The organism is Pseudomonas fortuita (assembly GCF_026898135.2).
Lineage (GTDB): Bacteria > Pseudomonadota > Gammaproteobacteria > Pseudomonadales > Pseudomonadaceae > Aquipseudomonas > Aquipseudomonas fortuita.
Genome location: NZ_CP114035.2, coordinates 2548327 through 2568577, shown reverse-complemented (window position 1 = coordinate 2568577; position 20251 = coordinate 2548327). Strand labels below are relative to the sequence as shown.

The following is a 20251-nucleotide window of genomic DNA, read 5'->3' as shown; positions in this document are numbered from 1 at the left end:
TTCAGTCCTGTTTGTCCTTGATGGCCTTGAGTAAAGCATCGATATCGCCACGCCGGCCCTGATCGGCCAGTTCGCGGCCTGGCCGTGGCGGCGCCTGGCGTGCTTTTTCCAGGGCAGCGGTGGCTTCAGCGTAGCGTTTTTGCCGGAACAGATGATCGGCCCAGAAGTAATTGCTGTCGATACCATTGGGGTTTATTTGCAGCGCCTTGCGCAACAAGGTATCTGCCTTGTCGCTGTCACCGAAACCGATAGGCCAGCCTGGCACCTGGTCGTACAAGGTGCCCAGGCTGGTATACGCCGAGCCCTGCAGGGCATTGGGGTCGAGTTTCATCGCCTCTTCGAGGCTGGCCTTGGCCGACTTGACCTTGCTCAGCGCCCCCAGGCCGCCGGTGGCTCCCGCCCAACTGCTGTTGATGATGCCCTCCCAGATCAAGGGTTCGGCCGAGCCCGGGTGCTGGTGGACCAGCGTAGAAGCGTCGGCTGCCAGTTTCTCGAACGCCTCGGCGCGTTTGTCTTTAGGCGTCTGGTACTGGATCTGCGCCCAGCGCTGCTGCAAGTTAGCCAATTGTTGGCTGCCGGCCTGGTCCAGCGCCCAGGTGAACGGTGCAAACGCCAGCAGGCCAGCGATGAACAGACGTTTCATTTGATCGACTCCTTGGAATGGCTAGCAAGGTAGCGGCGGATCACCGGCAATTGCTTGCGCAGTGCGCGGTCGACCACGCCGGGCAACATGCCGTTGATGCGTACAAAAAGCTTTTCTGGCCACCCCAGGTAAAGCTCGCTGCGTTCTGACTGCACGGCCTTGAGCACAGCGCGGGCCACATCTGCCGGGTCGTCCATGCCGACCTTCAGCGCCTGGTTGAGCGCCGTGGCGGCGGTGCTGTTCATCGCTGTGCGGGTTGCCCGGGGGGCGGCGTACATGACATTCACCGAGGTATCCGCCAGCTCGCGGCGCAGCGCCTCAGAGAAGCCGCGCAGGGCAAACTTGCTGGCGCAGTAGGTGGCATAGCCGGGGTAGCCGATCGAGCCGTAGGTGGATCCGACGTTGACCACCAGTGCCCTGGGTTGTGCGCGCAGCAGCGGCAGGCACACACGCGTCAGTTGCAAGGCGGCTTTGAGGTTGATGTCCAGCAACTCGTCCAGCGCCTGTTCGTCGATCTGGTCGAACAGGGCAAAACGGTTCACGCCTGCGGCATTGATCAGGACATTGACCCCGCCCATCTCCCGGGCACGGGCGAGCACCTGCTCACGCCCGCCATGGCTGCGCAGGTCGGCCGATTGCCACAGCAGCCTGTCGTGATAACGGTTCATCAAACTGGCGAGCTTGCCCATCTGCCGGCTCACCGCCAGTACCCGGGCACCGGCTGCACACAGCTGCTCGGCCAACTCCAGGCCGATGCCTCCGCTGGCGCCGGTGAGTATCACTACACACTCAGGCAAGCGCATGACGCACCTCTTGCAGGCCCGCACGCGGCAGCCCGTGGAACATGTCGGTGTACAGGCGGTAAACCACCTTGGCCGCATGAATCACAGCCCGCTGGTCGTCAGCATCATCAAGGCGGTCCATCAGCTGCCGGTAGGTGACCATGTGGTCCTGGTCCAGCGCGCCATGGGAGCTGAGGTAGCTGAAGGCCCTGTCGGGCAACGCCAGCGTGCTCTGGATTGTGCCGGCGGCCTGGGTGGCCAGGGCAATGCTGGTGCCTTCGAGTACGTTGACCATGCCAAACAGCCCGACCGGGTTGCCACGGGCAATCAAGTCGTAAAGGTAGGCGACCATCAGCTCGATCGGCAGCGCCGGGCGACCGTCACGCACCGCCTCCCAATCGGCACCACAGGCATTGATGTCGTTGAGGATCCACTGCTCGTGGCCGTACTCCTCCTCGATGTATTCGCACACGGCGCCGCGCAGCCATTCCAAACGCGATGGCAGCCGCGCCCCGCACGCCATCATCAGTGGCACGGTGTGGCGTACATGGTGGTATGCCTGGGTCAGGAAGGCCACATAGCTGTCGAGGCTGACGTGCCCAGCCAGCGCATCGCGTATGACCGGTACGGCAAACAGGGCCTGACGCTCCTGGGTAGTTTGCATTTGCAGGGTATCGAAAAAGGACATGGCAGACCTCACAACGGGATGTCGGATAACAGGGAGTGGTAACGCCGCAGGATGGCCTCGCGGCGCGGGCGGCCATTGGCGGTCAGTGTGTCGTCGGTACTGGACAAGGGGCACGGCAGGCGACGCCAGGCATGGACCCTGGCGTAGTCCGGCAGCAAGGCATTGCACTGCTGCACGGCCTGGTCGATGAGGGTCTCGGGGGTAGCGGGGTCCAGCGGCCAGAGCAATGCCAGGTTCTTTGGCAGGGCCTCGCCATGCACGAACGCCTGGGCGATCACGCCGCTCTGGGTCAGTTCGGCCTCCACCCATTCCGGGTTGACGTTGCGCCCGAAGCTGGTGATGAACTGGTGTTTCTTGCGGCCATCGAGGTACAGGTAGCCCTCCTCGTCGAAATGGCCTAGGTCGCCGGTGGCCCACCAGCTATCGCAGACGGGTGGTTCCTCCAGATAGCCGAGCAGCACCGAGCCCGCCACCAGCACCTCCCCGTCCTCGGCGATACGCACCTGCACATGGGGCAGCGGTTTGCCGACACTGCCGCGGCGGGTTGCGCCCGGCCGGTTCAAGGCCACCACCGAAGCACACTCGGACAAACCATAGCCCTCGAACACCGGCAGGCCGATCGCTTCAGCGCGGGCCAGCAAGCTGGGCGCCACACGGGCACCGCCAACCGCAACGAACCGTAGCGCCCCCACCCGCATCAGCCCGCGCTCGATAGCAGTGATCAGCCCCATCAACAGCTGCGGCACCAGAATCAGGCTCTGCGCACCGCTCAGGGCGATGGCCCCCAGCAAGCGCTTGAAATCGACCTGGCTTGCACCGCCCATGCCCAGTTGCGCCTGGGGGTACAGCAACACACTTGCCCCGGCCATCAAGGCGGCGTAGACACCCAGGTTTTCCAACAGCACACCCAGCGGCAGCACCGCCAGGTAACGCTGAGGTTCACTGGGCCGGCTGGCCACCTCCAGTTCCCGGGCGACACGCAACAGAGCCTCTACAGACAGGCACACGCCTTTGGGCTTGCCCGTGCTGCCAGAGGTGTAGGTGATCTTGGCGGTATCGGCAGGCAGCGCGGCAGCAGGCTGAGCCTCGCGAACCCAGAACACGTCCTGCTGAGCGAACCCCAGCTCGCCGAGCGTCCCATGCCATTGCGGGTCGCACAGCACATGGCTGGCACCACTCTGCTCGATGCAATGGCTGAACTGGGCACTACTGAAGAACGACGGCACGATTACACAGGGGCGTTCGGCGAACAGCGCCGCCAAATCCCAGAACAGCAACTGCGGGCCATTATCCAGGGCCAGTACCAGCGGGCCTGGCGAACACGTGCGCAAGCTGTGAATGCGCAACCCCACTTCGGCCAGCAACTGCCTGTAGGTGAAGCGCTCGGTCGCCCCTTGCACGGCCACGGCGTCACCGTGATCGCGGGCAAACGTGACCAGCAGTTGATGAAAGCGCTCCAGTTCATGCGGCATGGCCAGTCTCCTGGAAGGCGGTTGGCAACCCCAGGCGCTGGAACACCCCAGCCTTGCTCAACGCATCGAAGCCATGGCCGATGCTGCCGGCATAGACTTGTGGGTGTTGAGCGTAATAGGTACCCCAGTGGTCCAACTTCCCATTCAGCCGGGCCGGGTCGGCCGACGCCAGCACCGACGGCACCAACCCCAGGCGCTGGAAACTGTTGATCAGTGTCGTCGCGCCGGTGAACGCCACCCACTTCAGGCCCCGTGTAGCCAGTAGCCAGGTCACCGCTATGATCATGATTCGCGCGCTACCGGCACTGAGCGAGGCCAGGTTGCCCACTTCGACCATGCACTCACGCTCAAGGGGGCAGCCCGCTACCCGCGAAACTGCGGCTTCCAGCGGCTCATCCAGATAATGTTCGAGGAACAGCGGCCCGCTGCTGGCCGGGCGCAAGCCTGCGGCGGCAATCAGCCGGCCATGACTGTCGTGCAGCGCCAGCAGTTCGGGCAGGTAATGGTGCACATCAGCGTGGTGCACGTTGGCAAAACACTGATGAATGAAGTGCTCCAGCTCATCGCGGCCAGGGTCCTTGTGCAGATGAAGCGACAAGTGGGCGTGATGGTCGACGTGGCTGCCGATAGGCAGTGGGAGCAGGCTGCTCCACTGAGACTGGGTCATGAAACTCCCCCCGTTTGGGCTTGATGGGGTGAGTATCAGTGGTCAATCTGAAGGGAATCTGAAGTCAGGGCTTCGACCTTGGTCGCAGGGCGCGTGCTGATCGTTGGAGACAGAAGCCAGCGCGACAAGAGCGGCCACCGACTGACCTTTATCAATGACCCGGTGCTGTTCAAGCGTAGAACCGACGCGATGGCCATTACCGGCCTTTCTGGAAATGCAGAAGTCCGGGAAGATCAAGTAGCGAGGCGTGACCCTACCAGCCCGGTAATTGACAACTGTCAAGCGCGCACAAGGCGACGCGTCGAAACTGAACCTCCTGTGTACACCCCATCACGTAAGGAGGCTTGCCATGGCATCCGCCGAAACACCCCGCCCCCATGCCGCAGCGTCATTTCCTGCCACGGCCGGCGAACACTGGATCGAAGCGCTCGACAACGGCACCCATGTGCTGATCAGGCCTTTGCAGCCCAAAGACCGTCAGCGCGAAAGGAACTTCATTGAACGCCTGTCGCCACAGTCGCGCCACTTCCGCTTCCTGTGCCAGCTCAAGGAGCCTGGCGAAGCCATGCTGGATCAATTGATGGTCGTTGACCAGGACCAGCACATGGCCTATGTCGCCCTCGCCCATGTCGACGGCGAACTGCAGGAAGTCGGTATTGCCCGTTATGCCACCAGCCCCGGTGGTGAAGATTGCGAGTGTGCTGTCACCGTGCTCGATAGCTGGCAGCGCCACGGTTTGGGCACATTGCTGCTCCAGCACCTGATCGATCACGCACGCGCCCAGGGCCTGCGACACATGTATTCCATGGACGCTGCGGCCAATGTGGCAATGCGCGAGCTGGCTCAGGCAGCGGGGTTTACCAGCGCCAGAGATCCGGATGACCCAAGCCAGCTGATTCACCAGCTTTCGCTGGCCTGAGGCAATGCCGCGGCAGTGGCCTCCGGCAGCAGGCCGAGGTGCCTCTGACACTGCCGCCCATCGGCTGCGGTCGCCCCTCCCCGGGCCTTTTTGCCCAGCCGTTGAGCCTTGCCCTAGCTTGCAGGTCCTTGAAAAACTCCGGTGCGGTGCTAGCGCACAGTCAGACACGTACCGCTGGCCCGGTGCCGTGCTGTCAACCCCTCGAGCTACTCACGATAGTGCTCAAATTGGCGCTGTGCCTCGGCTTCATTCAGCCTTGCCTCGCGTAACACATGCTCTGCGCGGGGTTCGAACAGCCCAAGGATATGCACCGCCGCGCCGCCGGCATGTGCCTGCGCAAGGCCGCCGAGTGTGGGTCGATGTCGGGTTTGTTGCAGATCAGAAAGTCATCAGCCGCCCACTAACTTGATCAATGTCAGAACCGGACCGACGCCTCACGGTACAACCAGTACAGCCACGTTGATCACGCCCTCTGGAGGCCCCATGAACAAGCAGCTGTTCCAAGACCCAGGCAATAGCGAGTACTGGATAGACACCCTTGCTGACGGCACAGCTGTGCTGATTCGCCCATTGCGCGCTGACGATCATGAACGGGACAGACGCTTTGTGAGCACAATTACCTACGAGGCCCGGCGCTTTCGCTTTATCGCCGGGCTCAGCGGTGGCTTGCCCAGCCTGGATACGCAGTTGATGCCGATCGACAGCCACCAGCGCATGGCGTATGTCGCGCTGGCCCATGAAAACGGCCAGCTGCATCAGCTTGGCGTAAGCCGCTATGCGGCGATCCCGGGTAGCCACAATTGCGAATGCGCCGTCGCTGTTGGCGAGCAATGGCAGCGCAAAGGGCTGGCCAAGCTGTTGCTGCAGCACCTGATAGCAGCGGCTCGGCGCAATGGTTACCAGGGCATGGTGTCCAGGGACCTGTCTGGCAATTACGCCATGCACCGGCTGACCAAGGCGCTGGGGTTCACCGCCCGTTACCTGGGCGGCGATGTCAGCGAAATCCTCCATGAACTTGACCTGCGCGCCTGAAACAAGGCCCTTGCGGGCCTCGTACTTCAACCTTGCGAATGCTCGGGCGAGATCACCAGCACACTGCTGCTGAGCCGATGCAGGATCCGCTCGGCCGTACTGCCGATGAACCAGCCGATGCCGTGATGGTGGTAGCTCCCCATCACCAGCACATCGATGTCATTGCTGTCCATGAACAGCGCGAGCACCTTGGTCGGGTCCCCCATCCGCATGTGGCGGTGCTCGGCGGGGATCCCGTTACGTTCGGCCAATGCCTGGAAGGCGTCGGCCTGGGCCTCGTGCAGTGTGCGTGACAGGTTGGAATCAAACAGGAACGAATGTTCCCGGTTGTCTTCGGCATTCAGGTACATGGCGCCCATGTCATAGGCATACAGCAGCTCGATCTGGGCGTTGCATTGCAAGGCCAGCTTGAGCGCTTCACTGATGATGTGGTCGTTGAAGCCTTCGAACTGATCCTCCGGGCGCGACAGGTCAACTGCTGCCAATATCCGGCGCGGCAGGGCATTGCTGGCGTTGTGGACCAGGTGCAACGGAAAACGGGTGTCGCGCAACAACTGGACGTCGAGCGAGGTGAACATTGCCCGCATCCACCATGGCTCATGCTCAAGCCCCTTGATCAGCATGGCGAACGGCTGCTCACGCAGGTGCACCTGGATCTCGTCCAGCGGGCGCTGCACCCACAACACCTCGATGGTCACCGTCACGCCGTTGCGGCGCATCGACAATGCCTGGGTTTCCAGCCATTCACGGTGTTGCTGCACATAACCCTCCCGCACGACCGCCAAGGCCTGTTCGTTGACCAGGCCGGCCGTGGCAAGACCCTCCAGGTAGTCGAAGGCGACGATGTGCAATGGCATGCCCTTGGCTTTGGCCAGCGCAGCTGCACGGTCATAGACCGGTGTGCGGCGCATCAAGGGCGAAGCAATGAGAAGAAGTCTTTGCGGGTTGGTCATGGCACACCTCTGCGGGCTCGATGAGTACCTCGATGATCTGCCAGGTGCGTTTGCCCGGTTTGATGTTTATCAAAAGCCCAGGGCACTGACCAACGGCTACCGCCGCGTGCCGCGCCATTGACGCGAATCAAGACTTTTGCGCTTTTTGGGCGCAGGCTGTAGTTGCCAACAAAAATCAGCGATGCCCCGGAGGCTAGCCATGGCGCTCATGAAAGCGGCTATTTTCGTCGAAAAGAACCGCATCGTGCTGGACGACAAGCCCATCCCCGAGATCGGCCCTTTGGATGCGCTGGTGCGCATCAGCACCACGACAATCTGTGGCACTGATGTGCATATCCTGCGTGGCGAGTATCCAGTGGCAAAAGGGCTCACCGTCGGCCATGAGCCAGTGGGTGTCATCGAAAGACTGGGTTCAGAGGTTCGGGGCTTTCATGAAGGGCAACGCGTCATCGCCGGCGCCATCACCCCCAGCGGCCACAGCAATGCCTGCCTGTGCGGCTGCGGCGCCCAGGACGGCGCCGATACCGTGCATGGCTTCAAGGCCATCGGTGGCTGGAAGCTCGGCAATGTCATCGACGGTTGCCAGGCGGAATACGTTCGGGTACCGGACGCAATGGCCAACCTCTCCCCCATTCCTGACGGGCTCAGTGACGAACACGTGCTGATGTGTCCCGATATCATGTCCACCGGTTTTTCCGGTGCAGAACGTGGCGCAGTGACGATCGGCGATACCGTCGCCGTATTCGCCTTGGGCCCGATTGGCCTGTGCGCAGTCGCCGGTGCCAAAATGCTGGGCGCCACCACCCTCATCGGCGTGGACAGCGTGCCGGCCCGCATGCGTGTGGCACGCGAAATGGGTGCGTCGCACGTGGTCGACTTCAAGCAAGGCAATGTGGTGGAACGCATCATGGCGCTGACCGATGGCCGTGGCGTGGATGTGGCCATCGAAGCCCTGGGCACCCAGACCACGTTCGAATCGGCGCTGCGCGTGCTGCGCCCCGGGGGTACGTTGTCCAGCCTGGGCGTATACAGCACCGACCTGCGAATTCCCACCGCTGGTGGGTACACATGGACGACTGGCGAGTGAGTTTCCGAACCCCGTCTGAAGCCAAGCAGTTCGTGAGCGTGCTGAGCGCCCGGCTGAACGCGCCTCATTTGCTGAACACGATTACCACCGCAGCACTCCGCCCTTCGAAGGAGGCATGAAATGTCGGGCCTGACCGACTTTCCACTGCTCGAGCAGCCTGTGCCAGCGCGCGAACCGCTGCCCCTTCATTTGAAACGCCTGGCATACCGATGCAATGAGTGCCGGGTCAACGACTTGTGCTTGCCCACGGGTCTGCCCCTGCACGACAACCGTTACCTCGGCACCCTGATCGGCTCTCGCATCCGGGTGAGAAAGGGGGCTGCGCTGTTCAACGCAAATGTGCCCTTGAGTCACCTGTACTCGGTGTACTCAGGCAGCTTCAAGACGAACCTCAACAACGCCGAAGGCCAGGGTGTGATCATCAATTTCTGGATGCCGGGGGACGTCCTCGGGCTCGATGCCATCGCCACCGAGCTTCATGTCTGTGATGCCATCGCCCTGGAAGACAGCGAAGTGTGCCCGGTGCCCTATCATCGTCTGCAAGCCGTGGCGCGTGAGTTTCCCCCGCTGCAACAGAGCTTGAACCGCCTGATGAGCAGGGAAATCATCCGCGAGCATGAGCGCGTGCTGATGCTCTGCAACCTCTCTGCCGAACAGCGGCTTGCCAGTTTCCTGCTCGGTCTTTCCCGCCGCTTCGTCAGCCGCGGGTATTCATCCAACGGTTTCATGTTGTGCATGTCTCGCGAAGACATCGCCTCCTACCTCGGGCTACGCCTGGAAACCATATGCCGCTCGGTCGCTCACTTGCGCGGGCTGGGTATCGTCAACCTGCGGGGGCGGCTGGTGGAGATCCTCGACATGCCAGCACTGAGTGCGCTCGAACTGGGGTCCGCGGGCAGCTATGCCATCGCTGAACTCAAACCAGTCAAGGCTGACTGAGAAACCACCATGGCGCAAGCACGTCTGTACGCGGTACCCCAGCAGGCCCAGCGTCGAAAAACCGGTATCACCAGCGCAGAAAACGTGGCCCTAGCGCCGCCCCCAAGGCCGTCGGCACCAGCAAACCCAGTACGTACCAGAGCCCCCAGAACGGCACAGCCATCTCCGGGCAATGCAGGCAATAAGCCAACGTTGCGGTGGCACCCGCAAGCAAGCCTCCTGCAGCACCCGCCAGTCGCAGGCGGGTGGGTGCCAGGCCGCGCATTGCCCAGAACACGGTGATGAAGGTGGGTACCGAAAGCAAGGTAATGTTCAGCGGGCAGGTGCGCCAGGTGCGCCCGAGCAGCAGGTCCGCCCGGGCATCCACCGGCGCGCCCAGCAGGCTCACCGCCGCACCCAGCCAGACCAGCAGCAGCGGCAGCCCCATAAGGCCCCACAGCCGCCCCCCGTTCACCCCCGGCCTGACCAGCCGCTGAGTCAGCAACAGTGCCAGCAGCGCCAGGCTGCCGGGCAAGGCCAGCTTGGCCCAGAACAGCGGGGTGTGCGCCACCTGCGCCAGGTCACCGCGCACGCCGAAAATGGCCACCGTCAGCAGTACCGCGCCCAATCCGCCGCCCACCAGCGCCAGCACCAAGCGCCGCGCCGGTGCGTGACGGCTCACCGGCCCTTCCCCGGCCGCCAGCAGGGCAATCAAGTCATCAGTCTTCATTTTTGCCCTTGCCTCCAATCAGTTTGGCCAGTGCCTTGAGGCCCCGGTGGATGCCCACTTTCACCGCCGAACTGGAAAGACCGGTCATGCGCGCGGTCTCTTCCACCGACATCCCGTCCAGTTTGACATGGACGATGGGCAGCCGCTGGCGCGCTGGCAATCGCTCCAGGAGCTTGCCCAGGTCACGTGTCGCCTGGGCCACTTCCTCCTCGCCGGGCGCGAACAGATCACTTTCATCGTTCAGCTCCTCGTGCAACGCACCGTGGCGAGCGTAGCTGCGATAGTGGTCCGCCAGCTTGTAGCGGGCAATGGCCTGCACCCAGGCGGTCAACGGTTGCTGTGCCTCGTAGGTATGGCGGGCGTTGTGCACCGCCAGCAACACCTCTTGCAGCAAATCTTCGACATCAGCGGGGCGTTGCCACAGCCGCCGCAGCAGAAAGCCACGCACATGCGTCGCCAGCGCCGCCAGGAACGCCCGATAGGCCGCCGCGTCCCCCGCCAGCCCCTGTAGCAGCAAAGCCTGCAACTGGGCCTCGCGCGCGCTGAGCGCCTGCTGAGTATTAGTTCGTGCCATCAGCCTCCCCGGTTACATCGAGCGTGAAAGTTTTCCATTCAACCCGTGTCGCCTTCATACGGTAGGCGACTGACGCACCGCCGGAAAAAAATTTTGCAGCTGCTGTAACCCGTTCAACCCAGGCTGCGAACTACTCCATGAGCCGCCGGTAAACCACCACGGCCCCACTTCCCGGAGATACATCATGAAAACCCTCGCCCTCGCCACTGCCGCGCTCGCCCTGGCTTCGCTGGCCGGTATTTCCCAGGCTGCCGATGCGACCAAACCAGCCACCACCGGTGCCGCCATGGAAAAATGCTACGGCGTCGCCATGGCTGGCAAGAACGACTGCAAGGCCGGCGCCGGCACCAGCTGCGCTGGCAGTGCCAAGATGGACTACGACGGCATGCACTGGAAGAACGTTCCCGCAGGTACCTGCACCTCCATCAAGACGCCCAACGGCATGGGCTCACTGACCCCGCTCAAGTCCTGAGCACAGGCCGCCGATCATGAACGGGACTTACCTTTCAGGTGCCGGGCTTGGGCTGAAGGCTGACCACTATGCCGAGGCCTGGGCGTGCCGGGCCCATGGGCTGTGGTTCGAAGTACACCCGGAAAACTACATGCTCGGCGGCCCACGCATGGCCTGGCTACAGCGCATAGCCGAACACCATCCGCTGTCGCTGCACGGTGTTGCGCTGTCGCTCGCGGCGGACGCCGCGCCGGATGACACACACCTGCGCCGCCTGCGGGCACTTGTCGACCAGGTGCAGCCGGCGATGGTCTCGGAGCACCTGGCATGGTCAAGCTGGAACGGGCAATACCTCCCCGACCTGCTGCCCTTCCCCCGCAGCGACGAGGCCTTGGTCCGTATCAGCGACAATGTACAGCGCACACAAGATGCGCTGGGGCGCAGCATCTCGCTGGAAAACCCCAGCCACTACCTGCCCATGGAAGGGCACGACTGGGACGAAATCGACTTTCTGGCCGAACTGACGCGGCGCACGGGCTGTGGCCTGTTGCTGGACGTCAACAACGTGCACGTCAGCGCCCACAACCTCGGGTTCGACGCTTCAGCCTACCTGGCGAGGTTCCCGGCCCAGGCCATCACTGAAATACACCTGGCTGGCCACAGCCACGACGCCCGGGCCAGCCTGCTGATCGACTCCCATGACGCCGCCATCGCCGCACCGGTCTGGGCCTTGTACCAGCAGTTGATCACCCGCATCGGCCCGCGCCCGACGTTGATCGAGCGTGACGGCAACCTGCCGGCGTTCACCGAGTTGCTGGCCGAACGCGGTACCGCTCAGGCACTGCTCGATCAGGCAGGAGTACGCCCATGACGCTTTCCCTTGGCCAGTTTCAGGCCGCCTTCGTCGAAGCGCTGTATCACCGCCCGGCCCCGCACTTGGGCGCGCTGACCCAGCATGCTGCATTCGCGGTGTATCGCAATACTGTGCTAGCAGGTTGCACCGATGCCCTGCGTGCAAACTTCCCCAGTGTCGAAGCGCTGACAGGCCCGGCCTGGATGCAGGATGCCGCTGCGGCCTATGCGAAAACAACGCCCCCCGACGACCCAAGGCTGATCCACTATGGCGCGGCGTTCGCCGACTTTCTTGAACAGATCCAGGCCCAGCACGGCCTGCCGTACCTGGCCGACGTGGCACGCCTGGATTACGCCTGGTGCGAGGTGTTCAGCGCCCCCCGCGAGCCCTGCCTTGCACTTGCAGACTTGGCCGGCATGACAGCTGCCGACCTGGCCAACAGTTACCTGGCGCCGCGCAGCAGCGTGCGCTGGCGCTGGTTCGCGCAGCACCCGGCCTTCAGCCTGTGGCGGTACAGCCGCGAAGGCCAGCCATGGCCGAATGACCACCCATGGGTGGCCGAGGGTGCGGTATTAAGCGGCACCGACGAAGGTGTTGCCCTGCAGGCACTGGAGGTCGGCGGCTGCGCCTTTCTCGATGCATGCGCCCAAGGTTTGCCTTTGGCGCAGGCCTCACTGATTGCACAAGCGAGTCAACCCGACCTGGACTTCACCGACCTGCTCGGCCGGCTGCTGGCAGCCCAGGCCTTTCGTCCACTTGCATTCGCCTGAAGGAAGCACCATGGACACCATCCACGTCACCCGCCCCGACAAGAGCCTGCGCCAACGCTGGAACCACCTCACCGACCGTGCACAGCAACTGCTCAGCGACAACGTGCTGTGCCTGGTGGCGCGCATGGCCATCGCCTCGACCTTCTTTCTGTCCGGCCGCACCAAGGTCGAAGGGTTTCTCAGCATCACACCCAGTACCTATGACCTGTTCCAGAGCGAATATGCCCTGCCGCTGGTGTCACCGTGGCTGGCGGCCCACTTGGCAACCTATGCGGAACACCTGTTCCCGTTGTTGCTGGTGCTTGGCCTGTTCACCCGGCTGTCGGCCCTGGCCCTGCTGGGCATGACCACGGTGATCGAAGTGTTCGTCTACCCGGACGCCTGGCCGACACATCTCACGTGGGCAGCCTTGTTGCTACTGTTGATCGCACGAGGAGCCGGTGCGTTGTCACTGGATCGGGCAATAGGACTGCGTTGAGCTCCTTTGTCGGATGCCAGGGGGATCCACCTTCATGAAGCCTTGCGGGGCCGTTTGGCGGCAGGCTTGCCGCCCTTTGGCTTGCCGCCGAGGCTGCGTTTGAGCAGTTCGGTGAGGTCGAGGATATCCGCGCCTTTTTCCACGCCCTTGCCCTCCCCTTTATCCACCGTCTCGATCTTGCCTTTGCTGGCCTTTTCTTCCACCAGGTCGAGAATGGTCTGTCGAAACGCATCATGGTACTCATCCGGCGCCCATGACCCACTCATGTCCTCGACCAGGCGTTTGGCCATGCTCAGTTCGCGCTTGTCGACCTTGGCGTCGGTCACACTCTTGTCCAGCTCAAGGGTTTCCACCCCGCGTACTTCCTCGGGCCAGCGCAGGGTAATCAGCACCAAGGCATCTTCCAGTGGCCGCAGCAGCGCCAGGTGCTGGCGCGTATGCAGCACGACGGTGGCCAGTGCAACCTTGCCGGTGCTCTCCAGCGTGTCGCGCAGCAGTGCATAGACTTTGCCGCCGCGGCGGTCGGGGCTCAGGTAATAGGGGGTGTCGAAGTGCTGCAGCGGAATTTCGCCCGCCTGCACGAACGAGAATATATCGATGGTCTGGGTCGCTTCCGGTCGGGCGTCGCGGATCTCTTGCTCACTGATCACCACGTAGCGGCCCTTCTCGTACTCCACGCCCTTTACGATGTTGTCCTTGTCGATTTCCTTGCCGGTGACCTTGTTCACCCGTTTGTAGCCCACAGGCTCCATGCTGCGCTTGTCGAGCCAGTCAAAATCCACCCGCTCGGAGCTCACCGCAACGTTGAGCGAAACGGGGATATGCACCAGCCCGAAACTGATTGCACCTTTCCAGATGGCCCGCGCCATGTCGACCTCCTATGCCTTTGACAGTGTGATGGCCCGCCGATGGCGCACGGCGCCGCAGCGCCGGCAACACTGGCATTGGAGCTCGCCCGGTTCATGGTTCGGCACGCAGTGCCACTGGCAACCCTGCAACAAGCACAGCAGTTTCATCAGCCACCTCCCAAGGTCTCAGTGGACGGACCCCTTACTGGAACTGACTGACGGCACGGGCGAAGGTTTAGTCTGGATGCGCCCTTTGCAGCACAGGGTGAAGAACGCGGGGATCGGCAATTGAAGCAGACGTGCTCGAGGATGGAGAGCAGCGGCCAACCCCCGTCTCGGGTGCTGCGCACCATTTTCATAGCAAGCGAGAAAGTCTTACTCCATTCAGGCGGTTTTTTGTGTGAATCGAAACGTTTAGTCTGAACCCACTTTTCGCATCCCCAAGAGGCAGCGCCAATGAAGGCAGTCGTTTACACCCAGCCCGGTTTGCCGATCCAGGACCCACAATCGCTGTATGACGCGCAACTGCCCACGCCACAGCCAGGTGCCCGTGATCTGCTGGTCGAAGTCAGGGCAATTGCCGTCAACCCGGTTGATACCAAGATCCGTGCAAGCCGTGGTGGCGAGCAACCACAAGTGCTCGGTTGGGACGCAGTTGGCGTGGTCCGCGAGGTAGGCCCGCAGGTCACGTTGTTCCAACCGGGCGATGAGGTTTTCTACGCCGGTGCCATTGACCGTCCTGGCAGCTACAGCGAACTGCATGTGGTGGACGAACGCATTGTCGGGCACAAGCCTCGCAGCCTGGACAACGCAAGCGCCGCCGCTTTGCCGCTGACCTCCATTACCGCCTGGGAACTGCTGTTCGACCGCCTGGGCGTTGAAGAAAACGGTGGCAAGAACCAGAGCCTTCTGGTGATCGGTGCTGCCGGCGGGGTTGGTTCGATTCTGGTTCAACTTGCCCGCAAGCTCACACAGCTCACGGTGATTGGCACCGCCTCCAGGCCCGAGACTCAGGCCTGGGTTCAGGAAGCGGGAGCCCATCACGTGATCGACCACCGCGAATCGCTTGCGCCCCAGCTGGAAGCACTCAAGCTGGGCCCGGTCGATTACGTCATCAGCCTGACCCACACTGACACCTACCTCCCGCAACTGGTGGAGGTGCTTCGCCCACAAGGCAAGCTCGCGTTGATCGACGACCCGGCGCAACTGGATGTCATGCCGCTCAAGCGCAAGTCACTGTCAGTGCACTGGGAGCTCATGTTCACGCGTTCGCTGTACAAGACCGAAGACATGATCAAACAGCATCAACTGCTCGATCGCGTTTCGCAGCTGGTCGATGATGGCGTGCTTAAAACCACCCTCGGCGAGCACTACGGTACGATCAATGCCGAGCACCTCAAGCGCGCCCACGCCATGATAGAGAGTGGAAAAGCACGCGGCAAAATCGTCCTGGAAGGTTTCTGACGCCCTGTCAGGCGCCCGACGCCCACGCCGCTCGCCCTGACACCGCATTGACGCCTTCCAGCGTCGCAAACGAAATGTCTTTCGCCGTGAGCAGGAAATCACGCATGTAGGGCACTTCGAGCATGTCGCTGCGTACCGCTGCGAACAGGGTGGCCTGCAACCCTGCTTCGCCGAGGCGCTTGGCCAACACGTAGCCGCGGGAGGTGTACTCATGCACCGCCCAGTTCGGCAGGCAGCAAACACCACGGCCGCTGGCCACCAGCTGCATCATCATCACAGTCATTTCTGCCGTACGTATCTGCGCAGGTTCGATGTCGGCGGGGTCGAAGAAACGGGTGAAGATGTCCAGGCGGTTTCGTTCGATCGGGTACGTGATCAAGGTCTGGCTGTCGATGTCGGCAGGCTCCAGGTAGGGCTTATCGCGCAGCGGATGGTGCTTGTCGATGGCCAGCATTGCCTCGTACCCGAATAACGGCACGTACGTGATACCCGGCAGGGTCATCGGGTCGGAGGTCACCACAAGGTCGAGGTCACCACGCTGCAGGGCCGGCAGTGGGGCGAACGACAACCCCGACGCCAGGTCCAGTTCAACTTCCGGCCAGGCGCAGCGAAACTCGTCCAGTGAGGGCATCAGCCATTGATAGCAGCTGTGGCACTCGATCGCGATGTGCAGCCGGTCGGCCGTGCCGCCTGCCAGCTTGCTCAGGTTGCGCTCCGTTGTGCGGATCAGCGGCAAGACCTGGTCGGCCAGCTGCAGCAGCTTGAGGCCCGCAGTGGTGAAGCGCACCGGCTTGGACTTGCGCACAAACACAGGCATGCCAACGCGGCTTTCCAGCTCACGGAACTGGTGCGACAGCGCCGACTGGGTCAGGTGCAGGCGTTCGGCCGCCTCGGGCAGGCTGTCCGTTTCACGCAAGGCATGGAGTGTGCGCAAGTGTCTCAAGTCAATCATGAGCAGCACACAACGCGAGTGATCGGGTCACCATGATGCCCGATGGTCATTGCCCGAGAGCTCGCTGCGAACCATTTCTGCACCGGCACTCAAAGCCCTGAGCTTGCCGCTGGCCACCCGACGCGGCAAGGGAGCCATGCCACAGTTGGTGCAAGGGTAGAGCTTGTCAGCCTCTACAAATTGCAGTGCCTTGCGTAAGGTATCGGCAACCTCCTCGGGTGTTTCAATGGTGTGGGTCGCCACATCAATTGCGCCTACCATCACCTTTTTACCGCGAATCAACTCAAGCAGCTCCATGGGCACATGAGCGTTATGGCATTCCAGCGAGATGATATCGATACTGGACTTTTGCAGTTTGGGGAAGGCCTCTTCATATTGCCGCCACTCTGACCCCAAGGTTTTTTTCCAGTCGGTGTTGGCTTTGATGCCATAGCCATAGCAGATATGCACGGCAGTTTCACACTTGAGGCCTTCGATGGCCCGCTCCAGGGTGGCAACCCCCCAGTCATTGACCTCGTCAAAAAACACATTGAAGGCGGGCTCATCAAACTGAATGATGTCAACCCCGGCAGCCTCCAGCTCCCGGGCTTCCTGATTGAGGATCCTGGCAAATTCCCAGGCCAGTTTTTCGCGGCTTTTGTAATGGCTGTCATACAGCGTATCGATCATCGTCATGGGGCCTGGCAGCGCCCATTTTATGGGCTGGCGGGTCTGCTGACGCAAGAACCTGGCATCGTCGACAAATACCGGCTTTTGCCGAGCAACAGCGCCTACTACGGTGGGTACGCTTGCATCATAGCGATCACGGATCCTGACGGTCTCGCGTTTCTCGAAGTCAACACCGCTCAGGTGCTCGATAAAAGTCGTCACAAAGTGTTGGCGCGTTTGTTCACCATCACTGACGATATCAATGCCGGCGTCTTGCTGTTCCTGCAATGACAAGCGCAGGGCATCCTGCTTGCCTTCGATCAATGCCTCATCTTGCAGTTTCCAGGGTGACCAGAGCGTTTCGGGTTGTGCGAGCCAGGCGGGTTTGGGCAAACTGCCGGCAGTCGAAGTGGGTAACAATTTGTTCACGAAGGAAGACCTTATCTATTCAGTTGATCAGCAGGCGTAGTGGTTGGACCACTGCTCAAGTAGCGCGTGGTGCGGTTTGATAAAGTGCTCCTCGACAAAGCGCCCCTGCTCAATGGCCAGCCGGCTTCGTTCTTCTCGGTCATACACGATGCGCGTCAGGGAGTAATCCTGATGCTGCAGGCTAGGTTGGTAGCATTTCCCGGCGGCAGAGTTGGCGTTGTAGATTTCAGGTCGATAGATTTTCTGGAACGTGTCCATGGTACTGATGGTACTGATCAGCTCCAGGTGGGTGTAATCACTGAGCAAATCGCCGGAAAAATAGAACGCCAACGGCGCCACACTGTTGGGCGGCATAAAGTAACGCACGTGCAATCCCATCTTCTCGAAATACGTATCCGTCAAGGAATACGCATCCTGCTGGTATTCAAAGCCCAACACAGGGTGGTGATTATCCGTTCGAGAGTAAGTCTTGCTGCTCGAAACACTCAGACAGATGACGGGCGGCTTGTCGAAGTGCGCCTTGTACGTGCTTGAATTGATGAAGCACTTGAACAGCTTGCCATGCAGCTCACCAAAATGGTCTGGCGTACTGAATACAGCCTGGTTTGCATTATGCTCACGCAACAGCACACTAAAATCGTAATCCCGCACGTAGGAAGAAAAGTTATTCCCCACCATGCCCGCAAAGCGCTCGCCGGTGGGTCGGTCAATAATGCTTGTTTTCAACATTTCAATCAGGGGTAGCGCCTGATTGCCGCCTTCAGCCTCAATACCCATCTCGACAGAAATAATATCAAGCTCAACAGTATAACGGTCGCCCTTGGGGTTATCCCAATGCGCCAATGCATTGAAGCGGTTATCGATCATCTGCAAGGTGCTGCGCAAGTTCTCTTGCCGGCTCACACCCCTCGCCAGGTTGGCGAAGTTGGTAGTGAGGCGCGTCTTTTCGGAGGGTTGATAATGCTCGTCAAAGCGGATGCTCTTGATGAAAAAATTGAAGTCGTTACTGGTCATGGCGGGGCGCCCACTCAAATATCCATATTTTCTATAATTGGCCCGTAGTTTAAGTTGGGGTACTGGGCGATGGAACTGAATTGATTTCACAGAACCTTTAGCCACGCTCATGACAAGGCACCCACCTTGAACGGGCTGTACACGCTTCGCTATCCGCCCATTGCAGCCCTCGGTGAACGATAGCTGTCGATCCAGGCAGCACGCGCGTGTCATGAGGCTTGCCCTGAACATATGGTAATGCGTATATTCGATTATCCATATGTTCTGGTGCAGCCATGATTACCCCGCCCGATGTCTTCAAGAGCCTCTCTGACGAAACCCGCGCTCGCGCCACCCTGCTCATCGCCAGCTTGGGAGAACTCTGTGTTTGCGAGCTGATGTGCGCGCTGGGCGAAAGCCAGCCGAAGATCAGTCGCCATCTGGCGCAACTGCGCAGCAATGGCATGTTGCTGGACCGGCGCCAGGGTCAGTGGGTGTATTACCGCCTTAACCCGGCGCTACCGGCCTGGGTTCACGAGATGCTGCAGGTCACCTTGCAGGCCAATTCGCACTGGCTGGCCGACAACACACGTCGGCTCACGTGCATGGACGACCGCCCCGTGCGCGATGCCGCCTGCTGCTGAATCACCCTTTCGGCTCTGGCCCAAGCGCCGGCGCCTCTGACGTCCGCCACAAGGCGGAGGAGCCCTCCATGCGAGTCCTGTTCATGTGCACGGCCAACAGTTGCCGAAGCATCCTGTGCGAAGCACTTTTCAACCACTTGGCCCCTGCCGGTTTCGAGGCAGTCAGCTCCGGGAGCATCCCCAAGGGGCAGGTTTTGCCCCGTAGCCTGAGCACGCTGGAGCAGGCCGGTATTTCGGCTGCTGGCCTGAGCAGCAAGGGCAACGACGCATTCGAAAACAGCCCGCCGGACGTCGTTATTACGGTCTGCGACAAGGCCGCCGGCGAAGCCTGCCCGGTCTATTTCGGCCCCGCGATGAAATCGCATTGGGGGTTGCAGGACCCGTCCGATGTCGTGGGTGACGAGGCGCAAGTCGACGCGGCTTTCCACGCCACGCTGGCCCACATCGCATCGCGCTGCCGCGCTTTCTTCGCCCTTCCCTTCGATCGCCTCGACCGTGATCAGCTCAAGCACGAGCTGGATCGCATCGGTACGCAATAAGCAGGAGTCAGAAATGTCCGAACATCTCCCTAACCTCGACCTCGCATTGTTCGAGCTGCCCCCAACGGCAACCGTGGCAAGCGAGCACAAACCACGCATCCTGCTGTTGTATGGGTCTACCCGCGAACGCTCTTTCAGCCGCTTGCTGGTGGAGGAAGCCGCGCGTCTGCTGGAACACTTCGGCGCCGAAGCACGAACCTTCGACCCTTCGGGCCTGCCGCTGCCTGACGATGCGCCGGTTGAGCACCCCAAGGTGCAGGAATTGCGTGAACTTGTGCAATGGTCGGAAGGCCAGGTCTGGTGCTCGCCAGAGCGCCATGGGGCGATGTCTGCAGTGTTCAAGGCACAGATCGACTGGGTTCCCCTGGCGCTGGGCGCCGTGCGCCCCACCCAAGGCAAGACCTTGGCGGTGATGCAGGTGTGTGGCGGCTCGCAGTCGTTCAACGTGGTCAACCAGTTGCGTGTGCTTGGCCGCTGGATGAGGATGTTCACGGTGCCGAACCAGTCCTCGGTACCCAAGGCTTACCTTGAGTTCGATGATGCCGGCCGGATGAAGCCTTCGCCGTACTATGACCGCGTTGTTGATGTGATGGAGGAACTGGTGAAATTCACCGCGCTGCTACGTGATCGTCAGGATTACCTGGTGGATCGCTATTCAGAGCGCAAGGAAACCGCCGAACAGCTATCTGCACGCGTCAATCAGCGCTCAATCTGAAG

24 protein-coding genes and 1 pseudogene are annotated in these 20251 nt (G+C 61.5%); 12 read left to right on the top strand and 13 right to left on the bottom strand.

Annotation, left to right across the window (positions count from 1 at the left end; genetic code table 11):
* Nucleotide 1: 1 nt before the first annotated feature.
* From OZ911_RS11715 to OZ911_RS11695, 5 genes are read right to left on the bottom strand one after another with little or no spacing between them, the layout of a single operon-like run.
* On the bottom strand, nucleotides 2–643 hold the full coding sequence (locus OZ911_RS11715; protein WP_016486273.1) for a tetratricopeptide repeat protein: 642 nt from the start codon (nucleotides 641–643) through the stop codon (nucleotides 2–4).
* Entirely contained in the window at nucleotides 640–1446 is an 807-nt protein-coding gene (locus tag OZ911_RS11710) for an SDR family oxidoreductase (protein ID WP_016486272.1), read from the bottom strand. The genes OZ911_RS11715 and OZ911_RS11710 overlap by 4 nt, the downstream gene beginning before the upstream one ends.
* Nucleotides 1433–2113: an iron-containing redox enzyme family protein gene (locus tag OZ911_RS11705; RefSeq protein ID WP_016486271.1), complete on the bottom strand. Its 681-nt coding sequence runs from the start codon at nucleotides 2111–2113 to the stop codon at nucleotides 1433–1435. The genes OZ911_RS11710 and OZ911_RS11705 overlap by 14 nt, the downstream gene beginning before the upstream one ends.
* 8 nt (nucleotides 2114–2121) lie before the next feature.
* Nucleotides 2122–3585 carry an AMP-binding protein gene (locus OZ911_RS11700; RefSeq protein ID WP_016486270.1) on the bottom strand — a complete coding sequence of 488 codons (1464 nt, stop codon included), beginning with the start codon at nucleotides 3583–3585 and terminating at the stop codon, nucleotides 2122–2124.
* Entirely contained in the window at nucleotides 3575–4252 is a 678-nt protein-coding gene (locus OZ911_RS11695) for a thermostable hemolysin (protein ID WP_016486269.1), read from the bottom strand. Before OZ911_RS11695 ends, OZ911_RS11700 begins: the two co-directional genes overlap by 11 nt.
* 349 nt (nucleotides 4253–4601) lie before the next feature.
* Here OZ911_RS11695 and OZ911_RS11690 point away from each other — a divergent pair, with 349 nt between their 5' ends.
* Both OZ911_RS11690 and OZ911_RS11685 read left to right on the top strand, forming a co-directional pair.
* Complete coding sequence (locus tag OZ911_RS11690) at nucleotides 4602–5171, top strand: GNAT family N-acetyltransferase (protein WP_016486268.1); 570 nt, start codon at nucleotides 4602–4604, stop codon at nucleotides 5169–5171.
* Nucleotides 5172–5654: 483 nt separating this feature from the next.
* The gene (locus OZ911_RS11685) at nucleotides 5655–6203 is read left to right on the top strand and encodes a GNAT family N-acetyltransferase (protein WP_016486267.1); all 549 of its coding nucleotides are present in this window, start codon (nucleotides 5655–5657) and stop codon (nucleotides 6201–6203) included.
* 26 nt (nucleotides 6204–6229) lie between these two features.
* On the opposite strand, the gene OZ911_RS11680 is transcribed toward OZ911_RS11685, so the two are convergent.
* Nucleotides 6230–7156 carry a universal stress protein gene (locus OZ911_RS11680; RefSeq protein ID WP_031312049.1) on the bottom strand — a complete coding sequence of 309 codons (927 nt, stop codon included), beginning with the start codon at nucleotides 7154–7156 and terminating at the stop codon, nucleotides 6230–6232.
* A 199-nt stretch (nucleotides 7157–7355) separates the two neighbouring features.
* Between OZ911_RS11680 and OZ911_RS11675 the strand changes: the two are divergent.
* A pseudogene (locus OZ911_RS11675) lies at nucleotides 7356–8207 on the top strand (zinc-binding dehydrogenase); the annotation flags it as partial.
* 156 nt (nucleotides 8208–8363) lie between these two features.
* Nucleotides 8364–9182, top strand: coding sequence for a helix-turn-helix domain-containing protein (locus OZ911_RS11670; protein WP_023048292.1), 819 nt, complete (start codon nucleotides 8364–8366; stop codon nucleotides 9180–9182).
* Between the two features lie 67 nt (nucleotides 9183–9249).
* Here OZ911_RS11670 and OZ911_RS11665 read toward each other — a convergent pair whose 3' ends face one another.
* Entirely contained in the window at nucleotides 9250–9891 is a 642-nt protein-coding gene (locus OZ911_RS11665) for a DUF1109 domain-containing protein (RefSeq protein ID WP_016486262.1), read from the bottom strand.
* Nucleotides 9881–10465 carry a sigma-70 family RNA polymerase sigma factor gene (locus OZ911_RS11660; protein ID WP_023049276.1) on the bottom strand — a complete coding sequence of 195 codons (585 nt, stop codon included), beginning with the start codon at nucleotides 10463–10465 and terminating at the stop codon, nucleotides 9881–9883. Before OZ911_RS11660 ends, OZ911_RS11665 begins: the two co-directional genes overlap by 11 nt.
* 184 nt (nucleotides 10466–10649) lie before the next feature.
* Between OZ911_RS11660 and OZ911_RS11655 the strand changes: the two genes are divergently transcribed.
* Genes OZ911_RS11655 through OZ911_RS11640 form a run of 4 tightly spaced genes read left to right on the top strand, consistent with a single transcriptional unit; the run spans nucleotide 10650 to nucleotide 13017 of the window.
* Nucleotides 10650–10937, top strand: coding sequence for a BufA1 family periplasmic bufferin-type metallophore (locus OZ911_RS11655; RefSeq protein WP_016486260.1), 288 nt, complete (start codon nucleotides 10650–10652; stop codon nucleotides 10935–10937).
* A gap of 16 nt (nucleotides 10938–10953) precedes the next feature.
* Nucleotides 10954–11787 (top strand): MNIO family bufferin maturase, encoded by an 834-nt coding sequence (gene bufB, locus OZ911_RS11650; protein ID WP_023049277.1) that lies wholly within the window; start codon nucleotides 10954–10956, stop codon nucleotides 11785–11787.
* Nucleotides 11784–12539, top strand: coding sequence for an HvfC/BufC N-terminal domain-containing protein (locus OZ911_RS11645; RefSeq protein WP_023049278.1), 756 nt, complete (start codon nucleotides 11784–11786; stop codon nucleotides 12537–12539). The genes bufB and OZ911_RS11645 overlap by 4 nt, the downstream gene beginning before the upstream one ends.
* A gap of 10 nt (nucleotides 12540–12549) precedes the next feature.
* Entirely contained in the window at nucleotides 12550–13017 is a 468-nt protein-coding gene (locus OZ911_RS11640; protein ID WP_023049279.1) for a DoxX family protein, read from the top strand.
* A gap of 32 nt (nucleotides 13018–13049) precedes the next feature.
* Here OZ911_RS11640 and ku read toward each other — a convergent pair whose 3' ends face one another.
* Together ku and OZ911_RS11630 are read right to left on the bottom strand one after the other, a co-directional pair.
* A complete protein-coding gene (ku, locus tag OZ911_RS11635; RefSeq protein ID WP_016486256.1) occupies nucleotides 13050–13886 on the bottom strand; it encodes a non-homologous end joining protein Ku in 837 nt (278 codons plus the stop codon).
* A gap of 9 nt (nucleotides 13887–13895) precedes the next feature.
* Nucleotides 13896–14033: a PSPA7_2676 family Cys-rich small protein gene (locus OZ911_RS11630; protein WP_279854443.1), complete on the bottom strand. Its 138-nt coding sequence runs from the start codon at nucleotides 14031–14033 to the stop codon at nucleotides 13896–13898.
* A gap of 288 nt (nucleotides 14034–14321) precedes the next feature.
* Here OZ911_RS11630 and OZ911_RS11625 point away from each other — a divergent pair, with 288 nt between their 5' ends.
* The gene (locus OZ911_RS11625; protein WP_023049280.1) at nucleotides 14322–15329 is read left to right on the top strand and encodes a zinc-binding alcohol dehydrogenase family protein; all 1008 of its coding nucleotides are present in this window, start codon (nucleotides 14322–14324) and stop codon (nucleotides 15327–15329) included.
* A 7-nt stretch (nucleotides 15330–15336) separates the two neighbouring features.
* On the opposite strand, the gene OZ911_RS11620 is transcribed toward OZ911_RS11625, so the two are convergent.
* The 3 genes from OZ911_RS11620 to OZ911_RS11610 are packed head-to-tail and all read right to left on the bottom strand — an operon-like array spanning nucleotide 15337 to nucleotide 18372.
* On the bottom strand, nucleotides 15337–16281 hold the full coding sequence (locus OZ911_RS11620) for a LysR family transcriptional regulator (protein ID WP_023049281.1): 945 nt from the start codon (nucleotides 16279–16281) through the stop codon (nucleotides 15337–15339).
* 27 nt (nucleotides 16282–16308) lie between these two features.
* Entirely contained in the window at nucleotides 16309–17358 is a 1050-nt protein-coding gene (locus OZ911_RS11615) for a methionine synthase (protein WP_031312561.1), read from the bottom strand.
* 27 nt (nucleotides 17359–17385) lie between these two features.
* Entirely contained in the window at nucleotides 17386–18372 is a 987-nt protein-coding gene (locus OZ911_RS11610; RefSeq protein WP_023049282.1) for a DUF1852 domain-containing protein, read from the bottom strand.
* A 275-nt stretch (nucleotides 18373–18647) separates the two neighbouring features.
* On the opposite strand from OZ911_RS11610, the gene OZ911_RS11605 reads away from it, so the two are divergent.
* From OZ911_RS11605 to arsH, 3 genes are all read left to right on the top strand, one after another.
* Nucleotides 18648–18995 carry a metalloregulator ArsR/SmtB family transcription factor gene (locus OZ911_RS11605; protein ID WP_016486251.1) on the top strand — a complete coding sequence of 116 codons (348 nt, stop codon included), beginning with the start codon at nucleotides 18648–18650 and terminating at the stop codon, nucleotides 18993–18995.
* A gap of 68 nt (nucleotides 18996–19063) precedes the next feature.
* Complete coding sequence (locus tag OZ911_RS11600; protein WP_016486250.1) at nucleotides 19064–19534, top strand: arsenate reductase ArsC; 471 nt, start codon at nucleotides 19064–19066, stop codon at nucleotides 19532–19534.
* A gap of 13 nt (nucleotides 19535–19547) precedes the next feature.
* A complete protein-coding gene (gene arsH / locus OZ911_RS11595) occupies nucleotides 19548–20249 on the top strand; it encodes an arsenical resistance protein ArsH (RefSeq protein WP_016486249.1) in 702 nt (233 codons plus the stop codon).
* Nucleotides 20250–20251: the final 2 nt, after the last annotated feature.